Here is a 17,971-nt window from a genome sequence, read left to right as displayed (position 1 = left end):
CGATAATCAAATTTCGCACAAACGTCGCGCGCCTTCAATCAAGGTCGCGTCGTCCTTCGAAAAGCTCAACCGGATCAAGCCGGAATCCGTGCCGTCGGTATAGAACGCCGACAGCGGAATCGTCGCGACACGCGCATCGCGAATCAGGCGCAGCACGAAATCGCTATCGCTTTCCTCGGAGAAGCCGCGAAACCGCGCGAGCATGAAGAAGCTGCCTTCGCTCGGCAACAATTCGAAGCGCGACTCGCGCAGCGCATGGGCGAGCAAATCCCGTTTCTTCTGATAGAACGCGGACAGGCCGAGATAGCTCTCGCGATTGGCCAGTGCATCGGCAAACGCGTACTGCATCGGCGTATCGGCAGAAAACACCATGAACTGATGGACTTTGCGAATCTCGTCCATGAGCGCGGCCGGCGCGAGGCAATAGCCGACGCGCCAACCCGTGACGTGATACGACTTGCCGAACGACGACACGATCACGCTGCGCTCCGCGAGTTCGGTGTCGCAGGCCATGCTCTGATGTTTGGCGCCGTCGAACACCACGTGTTCGTAGACTTCGTCGGAAAGAATCACGATATCGGTGTTGCGCGTCACGGCTTTCAGTCGCGCGATGTCGGCCTCGCTGAACACGGTCGCGGTCGGGTTGTGCGGCGTGTTGATGATGATCATGCGCGTCTTTGGCGTGATCGCGGCGGCGACCTCGTCCCAGTTCACGCGGAAGTCGGTCAGCGACAGTTTGATCGGAATCGGCGTTGCGCCTTGCAGGCGGACGATCGGGCCATAGCTGTCGAATGACGGCTCGAAGTAAATTACTTCATCGCCGGGATGCACCAACGCGCTGATCGTCGAATACAGGCCTTCACTGGCGCTGGCGATCACGGTGACTTCGCTCGACGGGTCGTAGCGCACGCCATACAGCGTCTCGACCTTGTTGGCGAGCGCTTCGCGCAGGGCGGCGATACCGGCCATCGGCGCGTACTGGTTATGACCTGCGCGCATGGCTTGCGCGACACCGTCGATCAGTTTCGCGTCGGGCGCGAAATTCGGCGCGCCTTGCGACAGGTTCAGCGCATCGTGTTGGGCGGCCAGCTGGCCGATCACGGTAAAAATCGTCGTGCCTACGTCAGGCAGTTTCGAGCGGGCTTGCGTGGCGCTCTGCATAAGGCTATCTCCCTTTCTCCATCCGGCAGTGGATTCGCGGACCGCCCATTGCGCGGCAGCCCCATCCGGTTCGATGATTAGGCATCAGCCAAAGAACGGTCACAATCGAAACTTTGTCATGCACGGCATGCGTTTATGTCATGGCTCGTGCAATGCCGTGCTGGGGCGGGCGAAGGCAATGAAATCGGGGGTTTAACAGGAGAAATGCAGCCGCGCGGAGAGCGCGTAAAACAGTGGAGGTATGACGTAATGTGATGCGCGGCGGTGCTGCAGACCAACCCGGCTGCGACCAGGCGGTCGCAGCCGTCAAGAGCAAACTAATCGACGATCACGCGTCGTCCATCATGCGGACCTTGACCTTCTTGCCCTTCACCTTGCCGGCGCTGAGCTTGCGCAATGCGTCGCGCGCGACGCTGCGCTCCACCGCCACATAGGTCGACATTTCGGTCACGTTGATCTTGCCGATCTGCGAACCGGCGAAACCTGCTTCGCCGGTCAGCGCACCGAGCACATCGCCGGGGCGGATCTTTTCCTTGCGGCCGCCGAGAATCTGCAGCGTTTCCATTGGCGGCAGCAGCCGCTCGTTGCTCGCCGGCTTGAGATCGGCGAGCTTGTGCCACTCGACTTCACGCTTTTGCGCCTGTTCGAGACTGCCCACGCGACCCATCTCGTTCATGCTGGCGAGACTGAGCGCCCAGCCTTCCTGATCGGCGCGACCCGTGCGGCCGATGCGGTGCACGTGCACTTCCGGGTCCGGCGTCACGTCGACGTTGATCACCGCTTCGAGCTCGGCGATATCCAGACCGCGCGAGGCAACGTCGGTGGCAACCAGCACCGAGCAACTGCGGTTCGCAAACTGGATCAGCACCTGATCGCGTTCGCGCTGATCGAGTTCGCCGTGCAGCGCGAGCGCATGAAAACCCTGCGCGCGCAGCACGTCGAGCAGATCCCGGCATTGTTGCTTGGTGTTGCAAAACGCCAGCGTGCTCACCGGACGATAGTGATTCAGCAGCAGACCGACAGCGTGCAGACGCTGGTCTTCGGTGACTTCATAGAAACGCTGACGGATCTTGGTGTCGTCGTGCCGCTCGGCAAGCTTCACTTCCTTCGGATTACGCAGGAATTGCTGGCTGAGTTTGGCGATGCCTTCGGGGTACGTCGCGGAAAACAGCAACGTTTGCCGCTCTTTCGGGCATTGCTTCACAACGGTCGCGATATCGTCGAAGAAACCCATGTCGAGCATGCGGTCGGCTTCGTCGAGCACCAGCGTGTTGAGCGACTGCAACGGCAGGCTGCCGCGCTCGAGGTGATCCATGATCCGGCCCGGCGTGCCGACCACGATATGCGCACCGTGTTCGAGGCTGGCCGTTTGCGGACGCATCGGCGTGCCGCCGCACAGCGTCAGCACCTTGATGTTCTCTTCGGCGCGCGCCAGACGGCGAATTTCCTGCGTGACCTGGTCGGCGAGTTCGCGCGTCGGGCACAGCACCATCGCCTGCACGGCGAAGTTGCGCACGTCGAGGCGGTTGAGCAGCGCCAGCGAAAACGCCGCGGTCTTGCCGCTGCCGGTTTTCGCCTGGGCGATCAGATCGTTGCCGGCCAGCGCGATAGGCAGGCTCGCGGCCTGAATCGGCGTCATCTCGACATAACCGAGCTGCGTCAGGTTGGCGAGCGTAGCGGGCGGTAGCGGTAGCTGGCTAAACGGCGCGCCGGCTTGAGTGGGGGTGTTCATAGGGTGGTAGCTCGCTGTCGACTGAAGAGGCTGAAGGCCAGGGACTATTCGGCCATGGGGCCGGTGGCGGGGCGGCCTTCGATCTGCTCATACAGCACTGAGCCATCTTCCCCGTCGAAACGTTCGACGTAATTGCGCGCGCCGCACATCGGGCAACGGAACAGGAGCCCCTGCCCTTCATTCTTGATGACGACGTCCGACATTTCCCACTGCTCGCCGCAGGGCTGGTTTCTACAGGTAAACACGTTGATTCTCCAACTGGATTCGATTGTTGATTGGGTGCGCCATTGGCGCGGCGCAGCCGTAAATGCCATCACTACCGCGATCGGCGCCGCCTTCAATGGGGGCGGAACGCGTCAACCCAGATGCGTATGTCGCGCACGCGCTGCGCTCACGTCCATTTCGGTGAGGCCCTGGACGATGCCGCAGTCTTCAACGGCCTGCTCGCCGTGACACTGCTCGCGCAGCGTGGTCAATTGCACTTTCAGTTGCTTCAATTCGTCGATGCGCGTGTCGACGTGCGCAATGTGCTCGTCGATCAGGTCATTGATGCCGCCGCAGCCGTCCGCCGGTGCGTCTGTCAGACGCAGCAACGCACGGATTTCGTCGTGGGTCATATCGAGCGCGCGGCAGTTGCGGATGAAGCGCAGGCGTTCGACGTGCCTCGCCGAATAGCTGCGGTAATTGGCCTCGGTGCGCTCCGCTTCGGGCAACAGGCCCTCTTTTTCGTAGAAACGGATGGTTTCGGTCGTGCAATGGGCGATTTTCGCCAGTTCGCCAATTTTCATGGACCCTCCGGATTGCGGCCTTGACCTTGTAGTGGCTTCAAGGTGTTTACTAGACCACAAATCGAACCAGGAAGCCACCCATGCCTCACGCCAATCTCGCCGAAGCGGACCGCCCGGAACAGGCCAAAGCCTGTACCCATGGGCATGAAGGGCATGCCCACAAGCATGCCGACAATGACGCGGACCTTCATGGGCATGGCGAAAGCTGCGGTCATGGGCACCAGCCGCGTGTTCAGGAAGGCGCTCATGGGCACGGTGAAAGCTGCAGCCATGGGCACGAAGCGCACGACCACGATCACGGCCACACCCACAGCCGTGCCCATAGCCATGCCCCTGCCCACGGCCACGCCGAGGCAGGCTGTTGCGGAACGGCGCACGCTGCAGCGGCGCCGATCAAGCTCCCGCAATCGGAAGCCGTCGGTAGCGACGTGCGGACCGCGATCCGAATCATGCAGATGGATTGCCCGACCGAAGAAGCGCTGATCCGCAAGAAATTCAGCCGCATGCCGTACGTGCGAAGCATGGACTTCAATCTGATGCAGCGCGTGTTGACCGTCGTGCACGCGCCAGATGCCCTCGACCCGATCCTCGCCGCGATCCGTTCGCTCGACTTCACGCCGGAACTGGCAGACGCCGGCAACGGCGCCACGTCCGCGAGCACACCCAGCGTGCCGCCCAAGCCGTGGTGGCCGCTGGCGCTCGCAGGCATTGCTGCGGTGGGCTCAGAGGCCGCTGGCTGGCTTGGCGCTCCCATTTGGCTGGCAGCGGGTCTGGCGATCCTCGCGATCGCCGCCTGCGGCCTCACAACCTACAGAAAGGGCTGGCTCGCGATCCGCAACGGCAATCTCAACATCAACGCGCTGATGAGCATTGCAGTCACCGGCGCGCTGGTCCTGCAGCAGTGGCCGGAAGCGGCCATGGTGATGGTGCTCTTCACGATTGCCGAACTGATCGAAGCAAAGTCGCTCGACCGCGCCCGCAATGCCATTCAGGGCTTGATGCAACTCACGCCCGAACAGGCGAGCGTGCAGCAAGCGGACGGAAGTTGGCAACTCATGGACCTCAAGGCAATCACGCTCGGCGCGGTAGTGCGCGTAAAGCCGGGTGAACGAATCGCGCTCGACGGCGAAATCGTCTCAGGCCGCTCGAGCGTGGATCAGGCGCCGATCACCGGCGAAAGCCTGCCGGTCGACAAGACCGTGGGCGACGCGGTGTTCGCCGGCACGATCAACCAGGCCGGTTCATTCGACTATCGCGTCACGGCCGCAGCTAGCAATACGACGCTCGCGCGCATCATCCACGCGGTCGAAGAAGCGCAAGGCACCAAAGCGCCGACCCAGCGTTTCGTCGATCAGTTTGCGCGGGTCTATACGCCGATCGTCTTTGCCGCCGCACTCGCAGTGGCGGTGTTGCCGCCGCTGCTGTTCGGCGGACAGTGGCACGAATGGGTCTACAAGGCGCTGGTGATGCTGGTGATCGCCTGTCCGTGCGCGCTGGTGATCTCGACGCCGGTGACGATCGTCAGCGGTCTCGCTGCTGCCGCCCGCAAGGGCATCCTGATCAAGGGCGGCGCCTACCTTGAACAGGGTCGCAAGCTGAGCTGGCTCGCGCTCGACAAAACCGGCACGATCACGCACGGCAAGCCCGTGCAAACCGAGCTCGAGACGCTGGCCGACGTCGACGTCGTTCGTTGCAGGACACTCGCTGCGAGCCTTGCGGGCCGCTCGGATCATCCGGTGTCGATGGCGATTGCGGCAGCGGCGAAAAGTGAAAGCATCGCTGGTGTCACGGTCGATGTATTCGAGGCCTTGCCGGGACGCGGCGTACGCGGCGAAATCGACGGCTTGCCATATTGGCTCGGCAATCATCGGATGGTCGAAGAGCTCGGACGCTGCTCGGCTTCGCTCGAAGCGCGGCTGGATGTGCTCGAGGGGCAAGGCAAAACCGTCGTGATGCTGGTGGATGCCGAACGCGTGCTGGCGCTGTTCGCCGTCGCGGATACGGTGAAGGACACGAGCCGCGCCGCCATCGCCGATTTGCAGCGCCTCGGCGTGCGCGCCGCCATGCTCACCGGCGACAACCCGCACACCGCTGCCGCGATCGCGCAGCAAGTCGGCATCGTCGAAGCGCGCGGCAATCAGTTGCCTGAAGATAAGTTGAACGCAGTGGACGGCTGGTCGAACGACGGTGCGACGGTCGGCATGGTCGGCGACGGCATCAACGACGCCCCTGCGCTGGCGCGCGCCGATATCGGCTTCGCGATGGGTGCGATGGGCACCGACACCGCGATCGAAACCGCCGACGTCGCCTTGATGGACGACGATTTGCGCAAGATTCCGCAGTTCATCCGCCTGTCGAAGGCGACGCATTCGGTGCTGGTGCAGAACATCACGCTAGCGCTGGGCATCAAGAGCGTCTTCCTCGTGCTGACGGTAATCGGTCTGGGCACGATGTGGATGGCGGTGTTCGCCGATGTCGGTGCAAGTCTGCTGGTGGTGGCGAACGGCTTGCGGCTACTGCGCAAATAAGCGCGCAGCAGCCGGTCCGCTTCAAATGCTGGACAACGGAGATCGACATGGGATTCTGGGAAAAGATGTTCAGCGGGCATCACGGCAACGGTCACCATGGTAGCGGGCAGCGCAGTGGCGGATATGGTGGCTGGGGGCGCGGAGGCGGCCACGGCTCGTGGGACAACGGTAACGGTCGCAGACCGCCGCCCGCATCGACAGCGGCGAGCGGCGTAGCCTGCCCGGGCTGCCCGGCCGTCAACGCGTCAGGTGCCCGCTTCTGTCAGCAATGCGGCACGTCACTGGCGCCTGCCGCATGCAAAGGGTGTCAAGCCTTGCTGCCGGCTGGCGCGCGTTTTTGCCAGCAATGCGGAACGGCTGCGTAGCGCTAGTGAGCGAACGAACGGTCGCCCGTTACTTGATGAGCGCCAAGCGCGGCCTTTAACGTATCGGAAGGCCGCATGCCAAACAGCTTCCGGTAATCGGTCGCGAACTGGCTCAGATGCCAAAAGCCCCACGCCGCGGCCACATCCTGAACCGAACGCGCTTCGCGCGACGCATTGCAGAGATCGCGTCGCGCGCCGTTCAGGCGAATCGCCCGCAGATAGGTGGCGGGCGCCATGCCGAGCACATCCTGAAAGCAGTATTGCAACGTGCGACGGCTCACATGCAAGCGCTCGCACAACTCCGGCACGCTGATCGCGCGGTCGCGATGGGCCAGCACATACTCGCGCGCTTCCGACACGATCGACTGACGCCGCCCACGTGTGGGCATTTCAACCTGTCCATCGGCCGGTAACGCGCCGACGTCGAACAACGAAGCCAGCACCGACGCCTGCAAATTGTTGCGTGCGAACGAGGACAGCGGCCTGCCGCTCGCCGCGCCGTCGTCGAGAAGCTGCCGCAGCGAGGCGCACAGCCGCTCCTTACGATCCGTGCCGATCGACACGACTTCCTTGTTCGGCAAATGGTCGGCCAGACCAACGCGCTCTACTTCCGCGGCGTATCGGCGCAGCACCTCCCCCTTCACCACCACACCGAAAATCTCGTAGCCCGCCGAGGTCAGCAATTCGAACTCGATCCCGCCCGGACGAAATGCGAGCGCATCGGCCGCGATCACCTGTGAGTCGATGCGGCCGGAACCCTCGGGGCAAGTCGGAATGCCGAACCAGTAGGCGTCCTCCTGCACTTCGCAGGTTTGCCGCAGCGTGTGACTGGTCGTTTCGACGAATACCTGCATGTGGTCGAGGCACAACTCCGTCAGGCCGCCGACAAAACGACCCGCGGTCAGTTGGTCGTAGGTCTGGTTCCAGCCGTGGAGGTTACGCGCCTGCTCGTCGGCATCGTAGGCGACGCAGGTCTGCACGCAAAAGCTCGGCTGTTGCGCGTGCGCCGGTGCTGTCAGGCTGTCGCTTCGGAATTCAATCGTCATACCGGATCTACGAAATCGGAGTGTTGAGGAGAAACGGAAGGCAATTCTCATGCCGAACGACTTCGCCGTATACATTGCCTTGATTGCGGCGGCATGGGCTCGCGCACTGTTCAATTCGTGAACAGCGCTGCGCACACTGCTCAGAAACTAGACGTTCATCCCCTGGCAAGGTGAACACTCCCCCACAGCATGCTTTGCGAGAGTGCCTGCTGCGCGTGCACGGTTCACCAGCGCGGTGCACTGGCACAGTTCTGGCTCTAGCCTCTCGCGGCCAAGCGAAATATCGCGCCGAATATAGCCCATTCAAACATGTGAGGAGCACACAGATGAATCACGCAGAGATGCAGTTTCTGACCACCGAATTCCCGTACAAAAAGCAGTATGCGAATTTTATCGGCGGCGAATGGGTGAAGCCCGTGGGCGGCGAGTACTTCGACAACGTCTCGCCGATCACCGGTGAGGCGTTCACATCGATTCCGCGCTCACGCGAAGCCGATATCGAACTCGCGCTCGACGCCGCGCATCGTGCAAAGGCAGCGTGGGGCAAAACCTCGACCACCGATCGCGCGAATATCCTGAACCGTATCGCCGACCGGATGGAAGCGAATCTGCAACGCATCGCCGTGGCTGAAACGATCGACAACGGCAAGCCGTTGCGCGAAACCATGGCTGCGGATATCCCGCTAGCCATCGATCATTTCCGCTATTTCGCCGGCGCCGTGCGTGCGCAGGAAGGCTCGGTCTCCGAGATCGACCACGACACCGTCGCGTATCACTTTCACGAGCCGCTCGGCGTGGTCGGCCAGATCATTCCGTGGAATTTCCCGATCCTGATGGCGGTGTGGAAGCTCGCGCCTGCACTGGCCGCCGGCAATTGCGTCGTGTTGAAGCCGGCCGAGCAAACGCCTGCTTCGATTCTCGTGCTGCTCGAACTGATCCATGATTTGCTGCCGCCGGGCGTGCTGAACGTGGTGAACGGTTTCGGCCTCGAAGCCGGCAAACCGCTCGCGTCGAGCAAGCGCATCGCCAAGATCGCTTTCACCGGCGAGACGACGACGGGCCGCCTGATCATGCAGTACGCGAGCCAGAACATCATTCCGGTGACGCTCGAACTCGGCGGCAAGAGCCCGAACATTTTCTTCGCCGACGTGATGAACGAGGACGACAGCTATTTCGACAAGGCGCTCGAAGGCTTCACGATGTTCGCGCTGAATCAGGGCGAGGTGTGCACGTGTCCGTCGCGTGTGCTGATCGACGAAAAGATTTACGACCGCTTCATGGAACGCGCATTGAAGCGCGTGGCCGCGATCACGCAAGGCCATCCGCTCGACACGAAGACGATGATCGGCGCACAAGCCTCCCAGGAACAACTGGAAAAAATCCTCTCGTACGTCGATCTCGGCAAACAGGAAGGCGCTGAGTGTCTCATCGGCGGTGAACGCAATACGCTCGGCGGCGAACTGAGCAAAGGCTACTACGTGAAGCCGACCGTATTCCGCGGCCACAACAAGATGCGGATCTTCCAGGAAGAAATCTTCGGACCGGTCGTTTCGGTGACGACCTTCAAGAACGAAGACGAAGCGCTCGAGATCGCTAACGATACGCTCTACGGTCTGGGTGCAGGTGTATGGACGCGCGACGGTACGCGCGCCTATCGCTTCGGCCGGGAAATCCAGGCGGGCCGCGTGTGGACCAACTGCTATCACGCGTATCCGGCACATGCTGCGTTCGGTGGCTACAAGCAATCGGGTATCGGCCGGGAAAATCACAAGATGATGCTCGACCATTATCAGCAAACCAAGAACCTGCTTGTCAGCTACAGCGATAAGCCGCTCGGTTTCTTCTGAGCGTAACGACCCTGTCCGAGCGGGCCGCATTGCGCGGCTCGCTCTTTTTCAACGAGGGCATGTGATGGCTGATAAGAAGGAAGTGGCCCGCGTGATCGCCACGCCTGCTGCGGTCGATTTGATCGATAAACTACGCGCCGAACACGGGGCCGTGTTGTTTCACCAATCCGGTGGATGCTGCGACGGCAGCGCACCGATGATGTTCCCTCAGAGCGAGTTCATGGTCGGCTCGTCCGATGTGAAACTTGGCGCGATTGCCGGCGTGCCGTTCTACATGAGCGAATCGCAATTCGAATACTGGCAGCACACGCAGTTGATTATTGACGTGGTGCCGGGAAATGGCGGGATGTTTTCTCTGGAACGGCCGAGTGGGCTGCGGTTCTTGACGCGCTCGCGACTGTTCGAGGACGACGAGAACGCGTGGCTGGAAACGCATCCGGTGGAGCGGGCGGATGCTTAGCGCTTTTGTGTCACGCCTGATTTTGGATTGTCGCCGGCCGTAGGCGTGCTCATTAGCAGCGCACCGCTAACTTGAATCGCTGCCGGCTGCTGGCATTACCCTCACCTTCTCGCCAGCCGCGCGCGTCTAATTTGAATCGTCGCCGACTGCCGGCATTATCGGCGTACTCGCCAGCAGGGCATCGCTATCGTCCTTCAGGCCGACACCGGTGAGACCGAGGCGCCTTGCATGCGTCAGCAGGTAATGCAATTTGTGCGCGGCCGCCGGATAGTCCAGACCTTCAGGACGCACGTTCGAAATACAGTTGCGTTGCGCATCGCTGCAGCCGACTTTCGGCGCGTACGTCAGATAGATCCCGAGGCTATCGGGCGAACTCAAACCTGGACGCTCGCCGATCAGCATCACCACCAGTTTGGCGTTGAGCAGTTCGCCGATCTCGTCACCGAGCGCGACGCGAGCCTGGCGCGCTACTACTACGGGGCCGATCTTCCAGTCTGTGAGTTTTGTGCAAACGGCTTGCAGCAGCGGGATCGATTGTTTCGACGCAGCGAATGCGGAAAGGCCATCGGCGATGACGAAAACCACCTCGGGTGCGTCGACCTTGAGTTGCCCGAGCGCTTCGCGGCTCTCATCGCTCAAACGCCTGCCGAGATCAGGGCGCCGCAAATAATGCTCGCGATCAGGCGCGGCACTATGCACATCCAGCGTACTGAAACTTTGCGCACGCAACTGTTCGTGCAGCACGTCCACATCGAGCGGATGATGTACCGCGTCGCGCGCCTGCGCGTGCGAGAGGTTGAACGCCAGCAATGGTGCCGTCGGCAAACTATTTCCCGCACGCCCCAACGCGATACGCGCATTGGTGAATTGCCGCAGCGCGTTCCATGGATTCTTTTCGAGGAAGTCGCTCATGCGATACCCATCCAGTCGCGCGCGCCTTCCAGCAGCGGTTGTTGTGTCGACGCGCTCAGCAACGCGCCACGCGCGTCGGTGATCTGCATCGACTCCAGCCATTCTTCGAATTCCGGTGCTCGACGCAGGCCGAGCACGTCGCGCACGTAAAGGGCGTCGTGGAAGGACGTGCTTTGATAGTTGAGCATCACATCGTCTGCGCCGGGAATGCCCATGATGAAGTTGATGCCCGCCACGCCGAGTAGCGTGAGCAGGTTATCCATGTCGTCCTGATCGGCTTCGGCGTGATTCGTATAGCAGATGTCGCAGCCCATCGGCACGCCAAGCAACTTGCCGCAGAAATGATCTTCAAGACCTGCGCGCGTGATCTGCTTGCCGTCGTATAGATACTCCGGCCCGATGAAACCAACCACCGTGTTCACCAGAAACGGATTGAACTTGCGCGCGACTGCGTAGGCGCGCACTTCGCAGGTCTGCTGATCGACGCCGAAATGCGCGTCGGCCGACAAGGCACTGCCCTGCCCGGTTTCGAAATACATCAGGTTATTGCCGACGGTACCGCGTTTCAACGACAACCCTGCTTCATACGCTTCCTGCAATAGCGCAAGCGAAATACCGAAACCCGCATTCGCTTTCTCCGTTCCTGCGATCGACTGAAACACCAGATCGACCGGCGCGCCTTTTTCGATCGCGGCGATTGTGTTGGTGACGTGGGTCAGCACGCACGATTGCGTGGGCACCTGATAGCGTTGGCGGAACTCGTCGATCATCAGCAACAGCTTGGTGATTGCGGCGAGATTGTCGCTGGCGGGATTGATGCCGATCATCGCGTCGCCGCAGCCGTACATCAGGCCGTCGAGCATGGATGCGGCGATGCCTTTTACGTCGTCGGTCGGATGATTCGGTTGCAGACGCACCGACATGTGGCCGGGCAGACCGACCGTATTGCGAAAGCGCGTAATCACCGGACGTTTGCGCGCCGCCGCGATCAGATCCTGATTGCGCATCAACTTCGAGACTGCCGCCACCATCTCCGGCGTGAGGCCGGCGGTGATACGCGTGAGTGCATCCGCATCGGTCGTGTTGCTCAACAACCAGTTGCGGAAATCACCGACCGTGAGGTGCGAGATCTCAGCGAACGCTTGCGGCGAGTGGTCGTCGATTACAAGGCGCGTAACCTCGTCGCTTTCGTACGGGATCAACGCTTCGTTGAGAAACGTGCGCAGTGGCACTTGCGCGAGCGCCATCTTGGCCGCGACGCGCTCTTCCTCGCTCGCTGCCGCGACGCCCGCGAGCTGGTCGCCAGAACGCTGCGGACTGGCTTTCGCCATCAACGTTTTCAGGTCGGCGAAACGGTAAGTGCGGCTGCCGATTGTCTCGGTGTAGCTCATCTTTACGACTCCATCGCCGCTGCTTGCGCAGCGGCTCGATCCGTCACGTCACTCTTCGAGCAAGGCGTCCGACGGCGCTGCTTCGCGTTGATGGCGTGTCAACAGGAAGTAGACGTAGCCGAGCGCGAGGAAGATCGCGAACACGATAGCCACCAGGAAATTGAAGTAGACCATCGTAGCCAGACAAATCACCGCGGCCACCAGCGCGAACGCCGGAAAGAACGGGAACAGCGGCGCGCGGAACGGGCGCTCCATGTTCGGGTCCGAGCGGCGCAGCTTGAACAGCGACAACATGCTGATGATATACATCACGATAGCGCCAAATACGGACATCGTCACGATGTTCGCCGTCAGCGTCTGACCGCCGAACTGGATCAGCTCGTCGCTATAGATCGCGGCGATGCCGACCACGCCACCCGCAATGATCGCGCGATGCGGCGTCTTGAAGCGCGGATGCACCTTGGAGAGCCACTCCGGCAGATAACCCGCGCGAGCCAGCGCGAAGATCTGCCGCGAATAGCCGAGGATGATGCCGTGAAACGACGCGACGAGCCCAAACAGGCCGAGCCACACCAGCATATGCATCCAGCCGCTATGTTCGCCGACGATAAATTTCATGGCCTGCGGCAACGGATCGTTGATGTTCGACAGCTTGGTCCAGTCGCCGGCGGCGCCTGCGAACACCATCACGCCGATGGCGAGCACAACCAAGGTCAGAATGCCGGCGACATAGGCGATCGGAATCGAACGCTTCGGATTCTTCGCTTCTTCGGCGGCCATCGCCACACCTTCGATCGCGAGGAAAAACCAGATGGCGAACGGAATGGCGGCGAACATGCCGTGGAACGAGCCCATGCTGAAGGTATCCGCGCCGGACCAGCCACCTTTTGTGAAATTCGACCACTGGAAGCCGGGCGATACGACACCCATGAACACCAGCAATTCGAAGATCGCGAGCAGCGTCACGCACAACTCGAAGGCCGCGGCGATCTGCACGCCGACGATATTCAGCGCCATAAAGACGAGATATGCGCCCATCGCCGCGTGTTTAGGCTCGAGACCTGGAAACTGCACGTGCAGATAGGCGCCGATCGCGAGTGCAATGGCGGGCGGCGCAAACACGAATTCGACTAAGGTCGCCGCGCCCGCCAGATAGCCGCCGGTCGGGCCAAAAGCGTGGCGCGCGTAGGCGAACGGGCCGCCCGCATGCGGAATCGACGTGGTGAGTTCAGTGAAACTAAAAATGAACGTGGTGTACATCGCCGCGATAAAAACCGCCGTGATGACGAAGCCGAGCGTGCCGGCGCTCGCCCAGCCATAGCTCCAGCCGAAATACTCGCCGGAAATGACCAGACCGACCGCGATCCCCCACAGTTGCCACGTGCCAAGGGTCTGCTTCAACTCGTGATGCGTGACTTTACCGACGTGCTGACTTTTGGATTCTGATTTCATCGGGCGCTCCTGATGTTGCCGCTTGCTCGACGCCGCAAGGCTTTGCGGTGCATGGGCGGACAGGCTTCAGTCGATGGTAGTGAGCCATTATTCGAGGTGTTATCGAAATTCGGCAAAGTTCGGGGGCGTTTGTGTCAGTGGGCGCTTAACTCCGATTGCGTGCGAAATGCGAAATTCGCAGGATTTGGTAAATGGGGACGTGATACTTTGATTCGCATCCATTCGGCATTCTTCTCCGCGTCGGCACCTTAATCATGAACCAATCGGACAATCGGGCGCGCTACGAATCTCGGCTCGGCCGCGTACTGGACCATATTTACGATCATCTCGACGATCCGCTGGATATTGATCGTTTAGCGGATATTGCCTGCATGTCGCCGTATCACTGGCATCGTATCTATCAGGCGATGTATGGCGAGACGGTCGCAACGACCGTGCGCCGCTTACGGCTGCATCGCGCGGCGGGATATCTGGCGAATGGGTCGATGCCGATCGCGGAGATTGCCGAGCGCTCGGGTTATAGCAGTTTGCAGTCTTTCTCTCGCACCTTCCGCGCTGCGTTTGGCGTTCCGCCGGCGCAGTATCGCAAGCAAGGTACACATAGCCGGTTTCGTCCGGCACTTTCAGGAGACGATCAAATGACGATGCGTGAAGTGGTGATTCGTCACGTGGAGCCGATTGAAGTTTTATCGATGGATCACGTTGGGCCGTATATGCAGATCGGCAAGGCGTTCGATGGGTTGTTCGGCTGGTTGGCGAAACACAATTTGCTGGCGGCGCAGATGCGCATGATCGGGATTTACTACGACGATCCGGGTGTTGTTGCGGAGAATGAATTGCGGTCGAAGGCTGGGGTGCTGTTGCCGCATCCTGTTCAGGCTTCGGTGACGGTGAGTCCGCCGGTTTCGGTGGCGCATGTGAAAGGCGGTGAATATGCGGTGCTGCGGCACAAGGGACCGTATAGCGATATGCGGGCGGCGTATGAGTGGTTGTATGGGACGTGGCTCGTACAGTCGGGGCGTGAGGCTGCGGATGCGCCGGTGTTCGAGGAGTATCTGAATAGCCCGAAGGAGACTGCGCCTGCTGAGCTGCTGACGGAGATTTGTTTGCCGTTGGTTTGAGGGTTTGGATTGGTTCTGGTTGTTCTGCCTGCTTTGTGCATGATTACGCGGCGTGGTTTGCGAACACCTCTCTGGTTTTTATAGTCTTTGTATATGTATACGTAGTAATAGTTAACAAGCACCGCACCTGGCTGTGGATAACTTGAATCTTCGTTTACGGATCAAGGGACTGCGGAATCGATAACCCTGCGGAGCGTAGGCGGACAGGGAGGAGGAGCCAGGGAAAACTTTTGACTGACCAGGAGCGGTCGTGGGTTTATCAAAGTTTCGCCCACAACGTGTCAGGTGGTTTTTACAAAAGTTGTCCAGAGGGGGCTGTGGATAAGTGGGCGGCTCTTTACGGGTCGTTTGGTAGCCTGTTGTAACCGGCGACAAGTGAATGTTTGTGCGTGTCGCTGTGACGCTCGTCGTGCCGGGCCTGGTGAGGATCGCGGCAGGTCGAATGGCGTATCGCAACCGTGTTGCATCAGTCTCTGTCCGGCCAGGAGCCGTCACTCACCGTCTGTTCGCTGGCCCGCAGCCGGAACGCCCGGCGCGCCAGTGCCCGCCTCGCTTTGCGGCCGTTGGGCGCCGCAAAGCACAAGCGGCTCTTCACTCGTGCGGCCGGAAAAGGGACAGCCCTGTACGTCCGGTCGGCTATCATGCGTATCCTCTCCGAAGTAGCTTCTTATGATTTCCGTCCGTAATGTCACCCTGCGCCGCGGCGTCAATGTCGTACTCGACGGCGCGTCCGTCACCTTCGCCCCCGGTGAAAAGATTGGCCTTGTCGGCCGCAATGGCGCCGGCAAGTCGTCCTTTTTTGGCCTTCTCAACGGCACACTGCACGAAGACGGCGGCGAGTTCTCGATTCCCGCTGCATGGAAGATGGGCCAGGTCGCGCAGGATATGCCGGAGACCGAGCAGGGCGCGACCGACTTCGTAGTCGAGGGTGACACCATACTGCTGGCCGCGCAGGCCGAAGTAACCGCCGCAGAGGCCAGCGACGACGGCATGCGCATGGCGCACGCCTACATGGCCCTGCACGACGCCGGTGCACATGATGCCCCCGCACGTGCCCAGGCGCTGATCCAGGGCCTGGGCTTCAGTACAGCGCAGCTTAACCAGCCGGTCAACAGTTTCTCCGGCGGCTGGCGCATGCGACTGCAGTTGGCGCGCGCGCTCATGTGTCCGTCCGACTTGCTGTTGCTCGACGAACCGACCAATCACCTCGACCTCGACGCGCTGGTCTGGCTGGAAGCGTGGCTCAAGCGCTACGAAGGAACCATGGTCGTTATCAGCCACGACCGCGAATTCCTCGACGCAGTGACGCAGGTGACCGTGCACGTCGACAACGCCAAGCTGGTGCGTTATGGCGGCAACTACAGCAAGTTCGAAGACATGCGCGCCGAGCAACTCCTGTTGCAGCAGGCCGCGGTGGCGAGGCAGGCGGACAAGATTGCCCACCTCCAGAAGTTCATCGACCGCTTCAAGGCCAAGGCCTCGAAGGCGAAGCAGGCGCAGAGCCGGGTCAAGGCGCTCGAACGCATGGAGAAGATCGCACCGGTGCTTGCCGACGCGGAGTTCACCTTCGAGTTCAAGGAGCCGCTCAACATCCCGAACCCGCTGCTGTCGATGCTGGACGCGAGCTTCGGCTACCCGGCACCGGCCGACGCACCGCTGGACACGCCGCCCACAGTCATCGTGCGGGGCATCAACCGATCCGTGCTGGCTGGGCAGCGCATAGGCATTCTCGGTGCCAACGGCCAAGGCAAATCCACGCTGGTGAAGACGGTGGCGCACGAACTGGCGCCGATTGCCGGCGAAATCAGCGAAGGCAAGGGCCTGAACATCGGCTACTTCGCACAGCAGGAACTCGACGTGCTGCGTCCTCTCGACACGCCGATGGAACACATGATCCGTCTTGCCAAGGACACGCCGGCGAGCATGCGTGCCCCGGGCCAGAGTGGCACGGAACAATCGCTTCGCACCTTCCTCGGGACCTTCAACTTCAGTGGCGACATGGTCCACCAGGCGGTCAGAACGATGAGCGGCGGCGAAAAGGCGCGGCTCGTGTTGTGCATGATCGTGTGGCAGCGCCCCAACCTGCTGCTGCTCGACGAGCCTACCAACCACCTCGACCTGGCCACACGCGAAGCGCTAGGCATGGCACTCAACGAATTCGAAGGCACCGTGATGCTGGTCAGTCACGACCGGTCGCTGCTGCGCGCGGTATGTGACGAGTTCTGGCTTGTCACCAAGGGTGGCGTCGAGCCCTTCGACGGCGATCTGGACGATTACCAGCAGTTCCTGCGCGACGAAGCCCGTCGCATGCGCGAGCAGGCTGCCGGGGAGCAGAAGGTCATCGCCTGAGTTAACCCCCGGCAGTTCCAGTTTGGAAACTGCCAGGGCGTCAATGTGCGGTCGATCAGGGTAACGGAGAAGCTGCAGGCACACTTGGTATCAACCTCAAAAATCGGGCGCTTGAGGCTGATTCCGTAAAAGTATTCCAGAAAGGTGTAGAGAGCGGAGATGCACAGTCAACATCGTTTTTGGAGAACGGATTCAAAGGACCGCCGTCATCAGATCGGCTGTATTTTGTCGGCTTGCCAAACGACCCCGAACGCACGCGCCGCTACGAGCAAATAGGCAAATTCATCAATGATAACGACGGTCCAAATCCGAAGGTCCCAGACATCGACAAGATCGTGCCTCTGCCACCAGCAAAACTGCCGCCTTGGGATGGCACATTCCAGTGGGCGAAAGAGCGGGCGGCGGCCGTACCGCCGCAGAAGCCGTCAGATGAACTCATCGACAAGCTGAGCAAGGAGAAGAATCTCGATCCGGCTACGGGACTGCCGCTGGCCGGAGCCTCGAGCAAGACATCGCAGAACGGGCAGCCGGTAAATGTCGCCGCAAAGGTGCCACTTGGTACTGTCGCGCGCACAGGTGAGCAATGTCCGGAAGACGGCGTCTGGTGCGCGAAACTCGAAGCGGGTCAGACTGACGACGCACAGAGGCGCTTCCTGAAGGGAGACACGCTACCCTCGGTTGTCGTGCATGAGCCGCGAAAGGTTGTATTGCTAGACCGCTGGATCGGAACCCGACAGCATACCGCGCAGGTTGAATGGCAGTTGATCTCCTACAGCGACCAGGCCTGACCGGCAAAGAACAGACCCCAGCACGAAGCGA

Annotated in this window: 14 protein-coding genes and 1 pseudogene; 7 read left to right on the top strand and 8 right to left on the bottom strand. The window is 61.0% G+C overall.

Translation table 11 applies throughout. The features are described 5' to 3' along the window. Positions 1-6: 6 nt before the first annotated feature. From KHO23_RS20725 to cadR, 4 genes are all read right to left on the bottom strand, one after another. On the bottom strand, positions 7-1,161 hold the full coding sequence (locus tag KHO23_RS20725; protein ID WP_211613116.1) for a pyridoxal phosphate-dependent aminotransferase: 1,155 nt from the start codon (positions 1,159-1,161) through the stop codon (positions 7-9). Positions 1,162-1,489: 328 nt separating this feature from the next. Next, positions 1,490-2,893 (bottom strand): ATP-dependent RNA helicase DbpA, encoded by a 1,404-nt coding sequence (gene dbpA / locus KHO23_RS20720; RefSeq protein WP_211613115.1) that lies wholly within the window; start codon positions 2,891-2,893, stop codon positions 1,490-1,492. Positions 2,894-2,937: 44 nt separating this feature from the next. Continuing rightward, complete coding sequence (locus KHO23_RS20715; protein ID WP_028197690.1) at positions 2,938-3,138, bottom strand: hypothetical protein; 201 nt, start codon at positions 3,136-3,138, stop codon at positions 2,938-2,940. Between the two features lie 111 nt (positions 3,139-3,249). Beyond that, the gene (gene cadR, locus KHO23_RS20710) at positions 3,250-3,681 is read right to left on the bottom strand and encodes a Cd(II)/Pb(II)-responsive transcriptional regulator (protein ID WP_211613114.1); all 432 of its coding nucleotides are present in this window, start codon (positions 3,679-3,681) and stop codon (positions 3,250-3,252) included. A gap of 80 nt (positions 3,682-3,761) precedes the next feature. Here cadR and KHO23_RS20705 point away from each other — a divergent pair, with 80 nt between their 5' ends. Next, positions 3,762-6,209 (top strand): heavy metal translocating P-type ATPase, encoded by a 2,448-nt coding sequence (locus KHO23_RS20705; RefSeq protein WP_211613113.1) that lies wholly within the window; start codon positions 3,762-3,764, stop codon positions 6,207-6,209. A 47-nt stretch (positions 6,210-6,256) separates the two neighbouring features. After that, complete coding sequence (locus KHO23_RS20700; protein ID WP_211613112.1) at positions 6,257-6,574, top strand: double zinc ribbon domain-containing protein; 318 nt, start codon at positions 6,257-6,259, stop codon at positions 6,572-6,574. A gap of 2 nt (positions 6,575-6,576) precedes the next feature. Here KHO23_RS20700 and KHO23_RS20695 read toward each other — a convergent pair whose 3' ends face one another. Next, entirely contained in the window at positions 6,577-7,620 is a 1,044-nt protein-coding gene (locus KHO23_RS20695; RefSeq protein WP_211613111.1) for a helix-turn-helix domain-containing protein, read from the bottom strand. Positions 7,621-7,946: 326 nt separating this feature from the next. On the opposite strand from KHO23_RS20695, the gene adh reads away from it, so the two are divergent. Both adh and KHO23_RS20685 read left to right on the top strand, forming a co-directional pair. Then, a complete protein-coding gene (gene adh / locus KHO23_RS20690) occupies positions 7,947-9,467 on the top strand; it encodes an aldehyde dehydrogenase (protein WP_211613110.1) in 1,521 nt (506 codons plus the stop codon). A gap of 64 nt (positions 9,468-9,531) precedes the next feature. After that, positions 9,532-9,927: a DUF779 domain-containing protein gene (locus KHO23_RS20685; RefSeq protein WP_211613109.1), complete on the top strand. Its 396-nt coding sequence runs from the start codon at positions 9,532-9,534 to the stop codon at positions 9,925-9,927. Positions 9,928-10,053: 126 nt separating this feature from the next. Here KHO23_RS20685 and eutC read toward each other — a convergent pair whose 3' ends face one another. From eutC to eat, 3 genes are read right to left on the bottom strand one after another with little or no spacing between them, the layout of a single operon-like run. Continuing rightward, on the bottom strand, positions 10,054-10,839 hold the full coding sequence (eutC, locus tag KHO23_RS20680) for an ethanolamine ammonia-lyase subunit EutC (protein WP_211613108.1): 786 nt from the start codon (positions 10,837-10,839) through the stop codon (positions 10,054-10,056). Further along, on the bottom strand, positions 10,836-12,230 hold the full coding sequence (locus KHO23_RS20675; RefSeq protein WP_211613107.1) for an ethanolamine ammonia-lyase subunit EutB: 1,395 nt from the start codon (positions 12,228-12,230) through the stop codon (positions 10,836-10,838). Before KHO23_RS20675 ends, eutC begins: the two co-directional genes overlap by 4 nt. Positions 12,231-12,278: 48 nt before the next feature. Then, on the bottom strand, positions 12,279-13,682 hold the full coding sequence (eat, locus tag KHO23_RS20670) for an ethanolamine permease (protein ID WP_211613106.1): 1,404 nt from the start codon (positions 13,680-13,682) through the stop codon (positions 12,279-12,281). Positions 13,683-13,936: 254 nt separating this feature from the next. Between eat and KHO23_RS20665 the strand changes: the two genes are divergently transcribed. The 3 genes and pseudogenes from KHO23_RS20665 to KHO23_RS20655 all read left to right on the top strand — a co-directional run. Then, complete coding sequence (locus KHO23_RS20665) at positions 13,937-14,803, top strand: AraC family transcriptional regulator (protein WP_211613105.1); 867 nt, start codon at positions 13,937-13,939, stop codon at positions 14,801-14,803. A gap of 669 nt (positions 14,804-15,472) precedes the next feature. Continuing rightward, a complete protein-coding gene (locus KHO23_RS20660; RefSeq protein WP_211613104.1) occupies positions 15,473-17,152 on the top strand; it encodes an ABC-F family ATP-binding cassette domain-containing protein in 1,680 nt (559 codons plus the stop codon). Positions 17,153-17,190: 38 nt separating this feature from the next. Next, positions 17,191-17,940: pseudogene (locus KHO23_RS20655) on the top strand (DUF6396 domain-containing protein); the annotation flags it as partial. Positions 17,941-17,971: the final 31 nt, after the last annotated feature.

Origin of the sequence: Paraburkholderia haematera (assembly GCF_905220975.1) — a bacterium.
GTDB classification, from domain to species: domain Bacteria; phylum Pseudomonadota; class Gammaproteobacteria; order Burkholderiales; family Burkholderiaceae; genus Paraburkholderia; species Paraburkholderia haematera.
This window is presented reverse-complemented; position numbering and strand designations above follow the sequence as displayed.

What these genes read in the sequence shown, in the direction of transcription:
- KHO23_RS20725 (WP_211613116.1), bottom strand. Translation starts at nt 1,161, where the DNA reads ATGCAGAGCGCCACGCAAGCCCGCTCGAAACTGCCTGACGTAGGCACG.
- dbpA (WP_211613115.1), bottom strand. Translation starts at nt 2,893, where the DNA reads ATGAACACCCCCACTCAAGCCGGCGCGCCGTTTAGCCAGCTACCGCTA.
- cadR (WP_211613114.1), bottom strand. Translation starts at nt 3,681, where the DNA reads ATGAAAATTGGCGAACTGGCGAAAATCGCCCATTGCACGACCGAAACC.
- KHO23_RS20705 (WP_211613113.1), top strand. Translation starts at nt 3,762, where the DNA reads ATGCCTCACGCCAATCTCGCCGAAGCGGACCGCCCGGAACAGGCCAAA.
- KHO23_RS20700 (WP_211613112.1), top strand. Translation starts at nt 6,257, where the DNA reads ATGGGATTCTGGGAAAAGATGTTCAGCGGGCATCACGGCAACGGTCAC.
- KHO23_RS20695 (WP_211613111.1), bottom strand. Translation starts at nt 7,620, where the DNA reads ATGACGATTGAATTCCGAAGCGACAGCCTGACAGCACCGGCGCACGCG.
- adh (WP_211613110.1), top strand. Translation starts at nt 7,947, where the DNA reads ATGAATCACGCAGAGATGCAGTTTCTGACCACCGAATTCCCGTACAAA.
- KHO23_RS20685 (WP_211613109.1), top strand. Translation starts at nt 9,532, where the DNA reads ATGGCTGATAAGAAGGAAGTGGCCCGCGTGATCGCCACGCCTGCTGCG.
- eutC (WP_211613108.1), bottom strand. Translation starts at nt 10,839, where the DNA reads ATGAGCGACTTCCTCGAAAAGAATCCATGGAACGCGCTGCGGCAATTC.
- KHO23_RS20675 (WP_211613107.1), bottom strand. Translation starts at nt 12,230, where the DNA reads ATGAGCTACACCGAGACAATCGGCAGCCGCACTTACCGTTTCGCCGAC.
- eat (WP_211613106.1), bottom strand. Translation starts at nt 13,682, where the DNA reads ATGAAATCAGAATCCAAAAGTCAGCACGTCGGTAAAGTCACGCATCAC.
- KHO23_RS20665 (WP_211613105.1), top strand. Translation starts at nt 13,937, where the DNA reads ATGAACCAATCGGACAATCGGGCGCGCTACGAATCTCGGCTCGGCCGC.
- KHO23_RS20660 (WP_211613104.1), top strand. Translation starts at nt 15,473, where the DNA reads ATGATTTCCGTCCGTAATGTCACCCTGCGCCGCGGCGTCAATGTCGTA.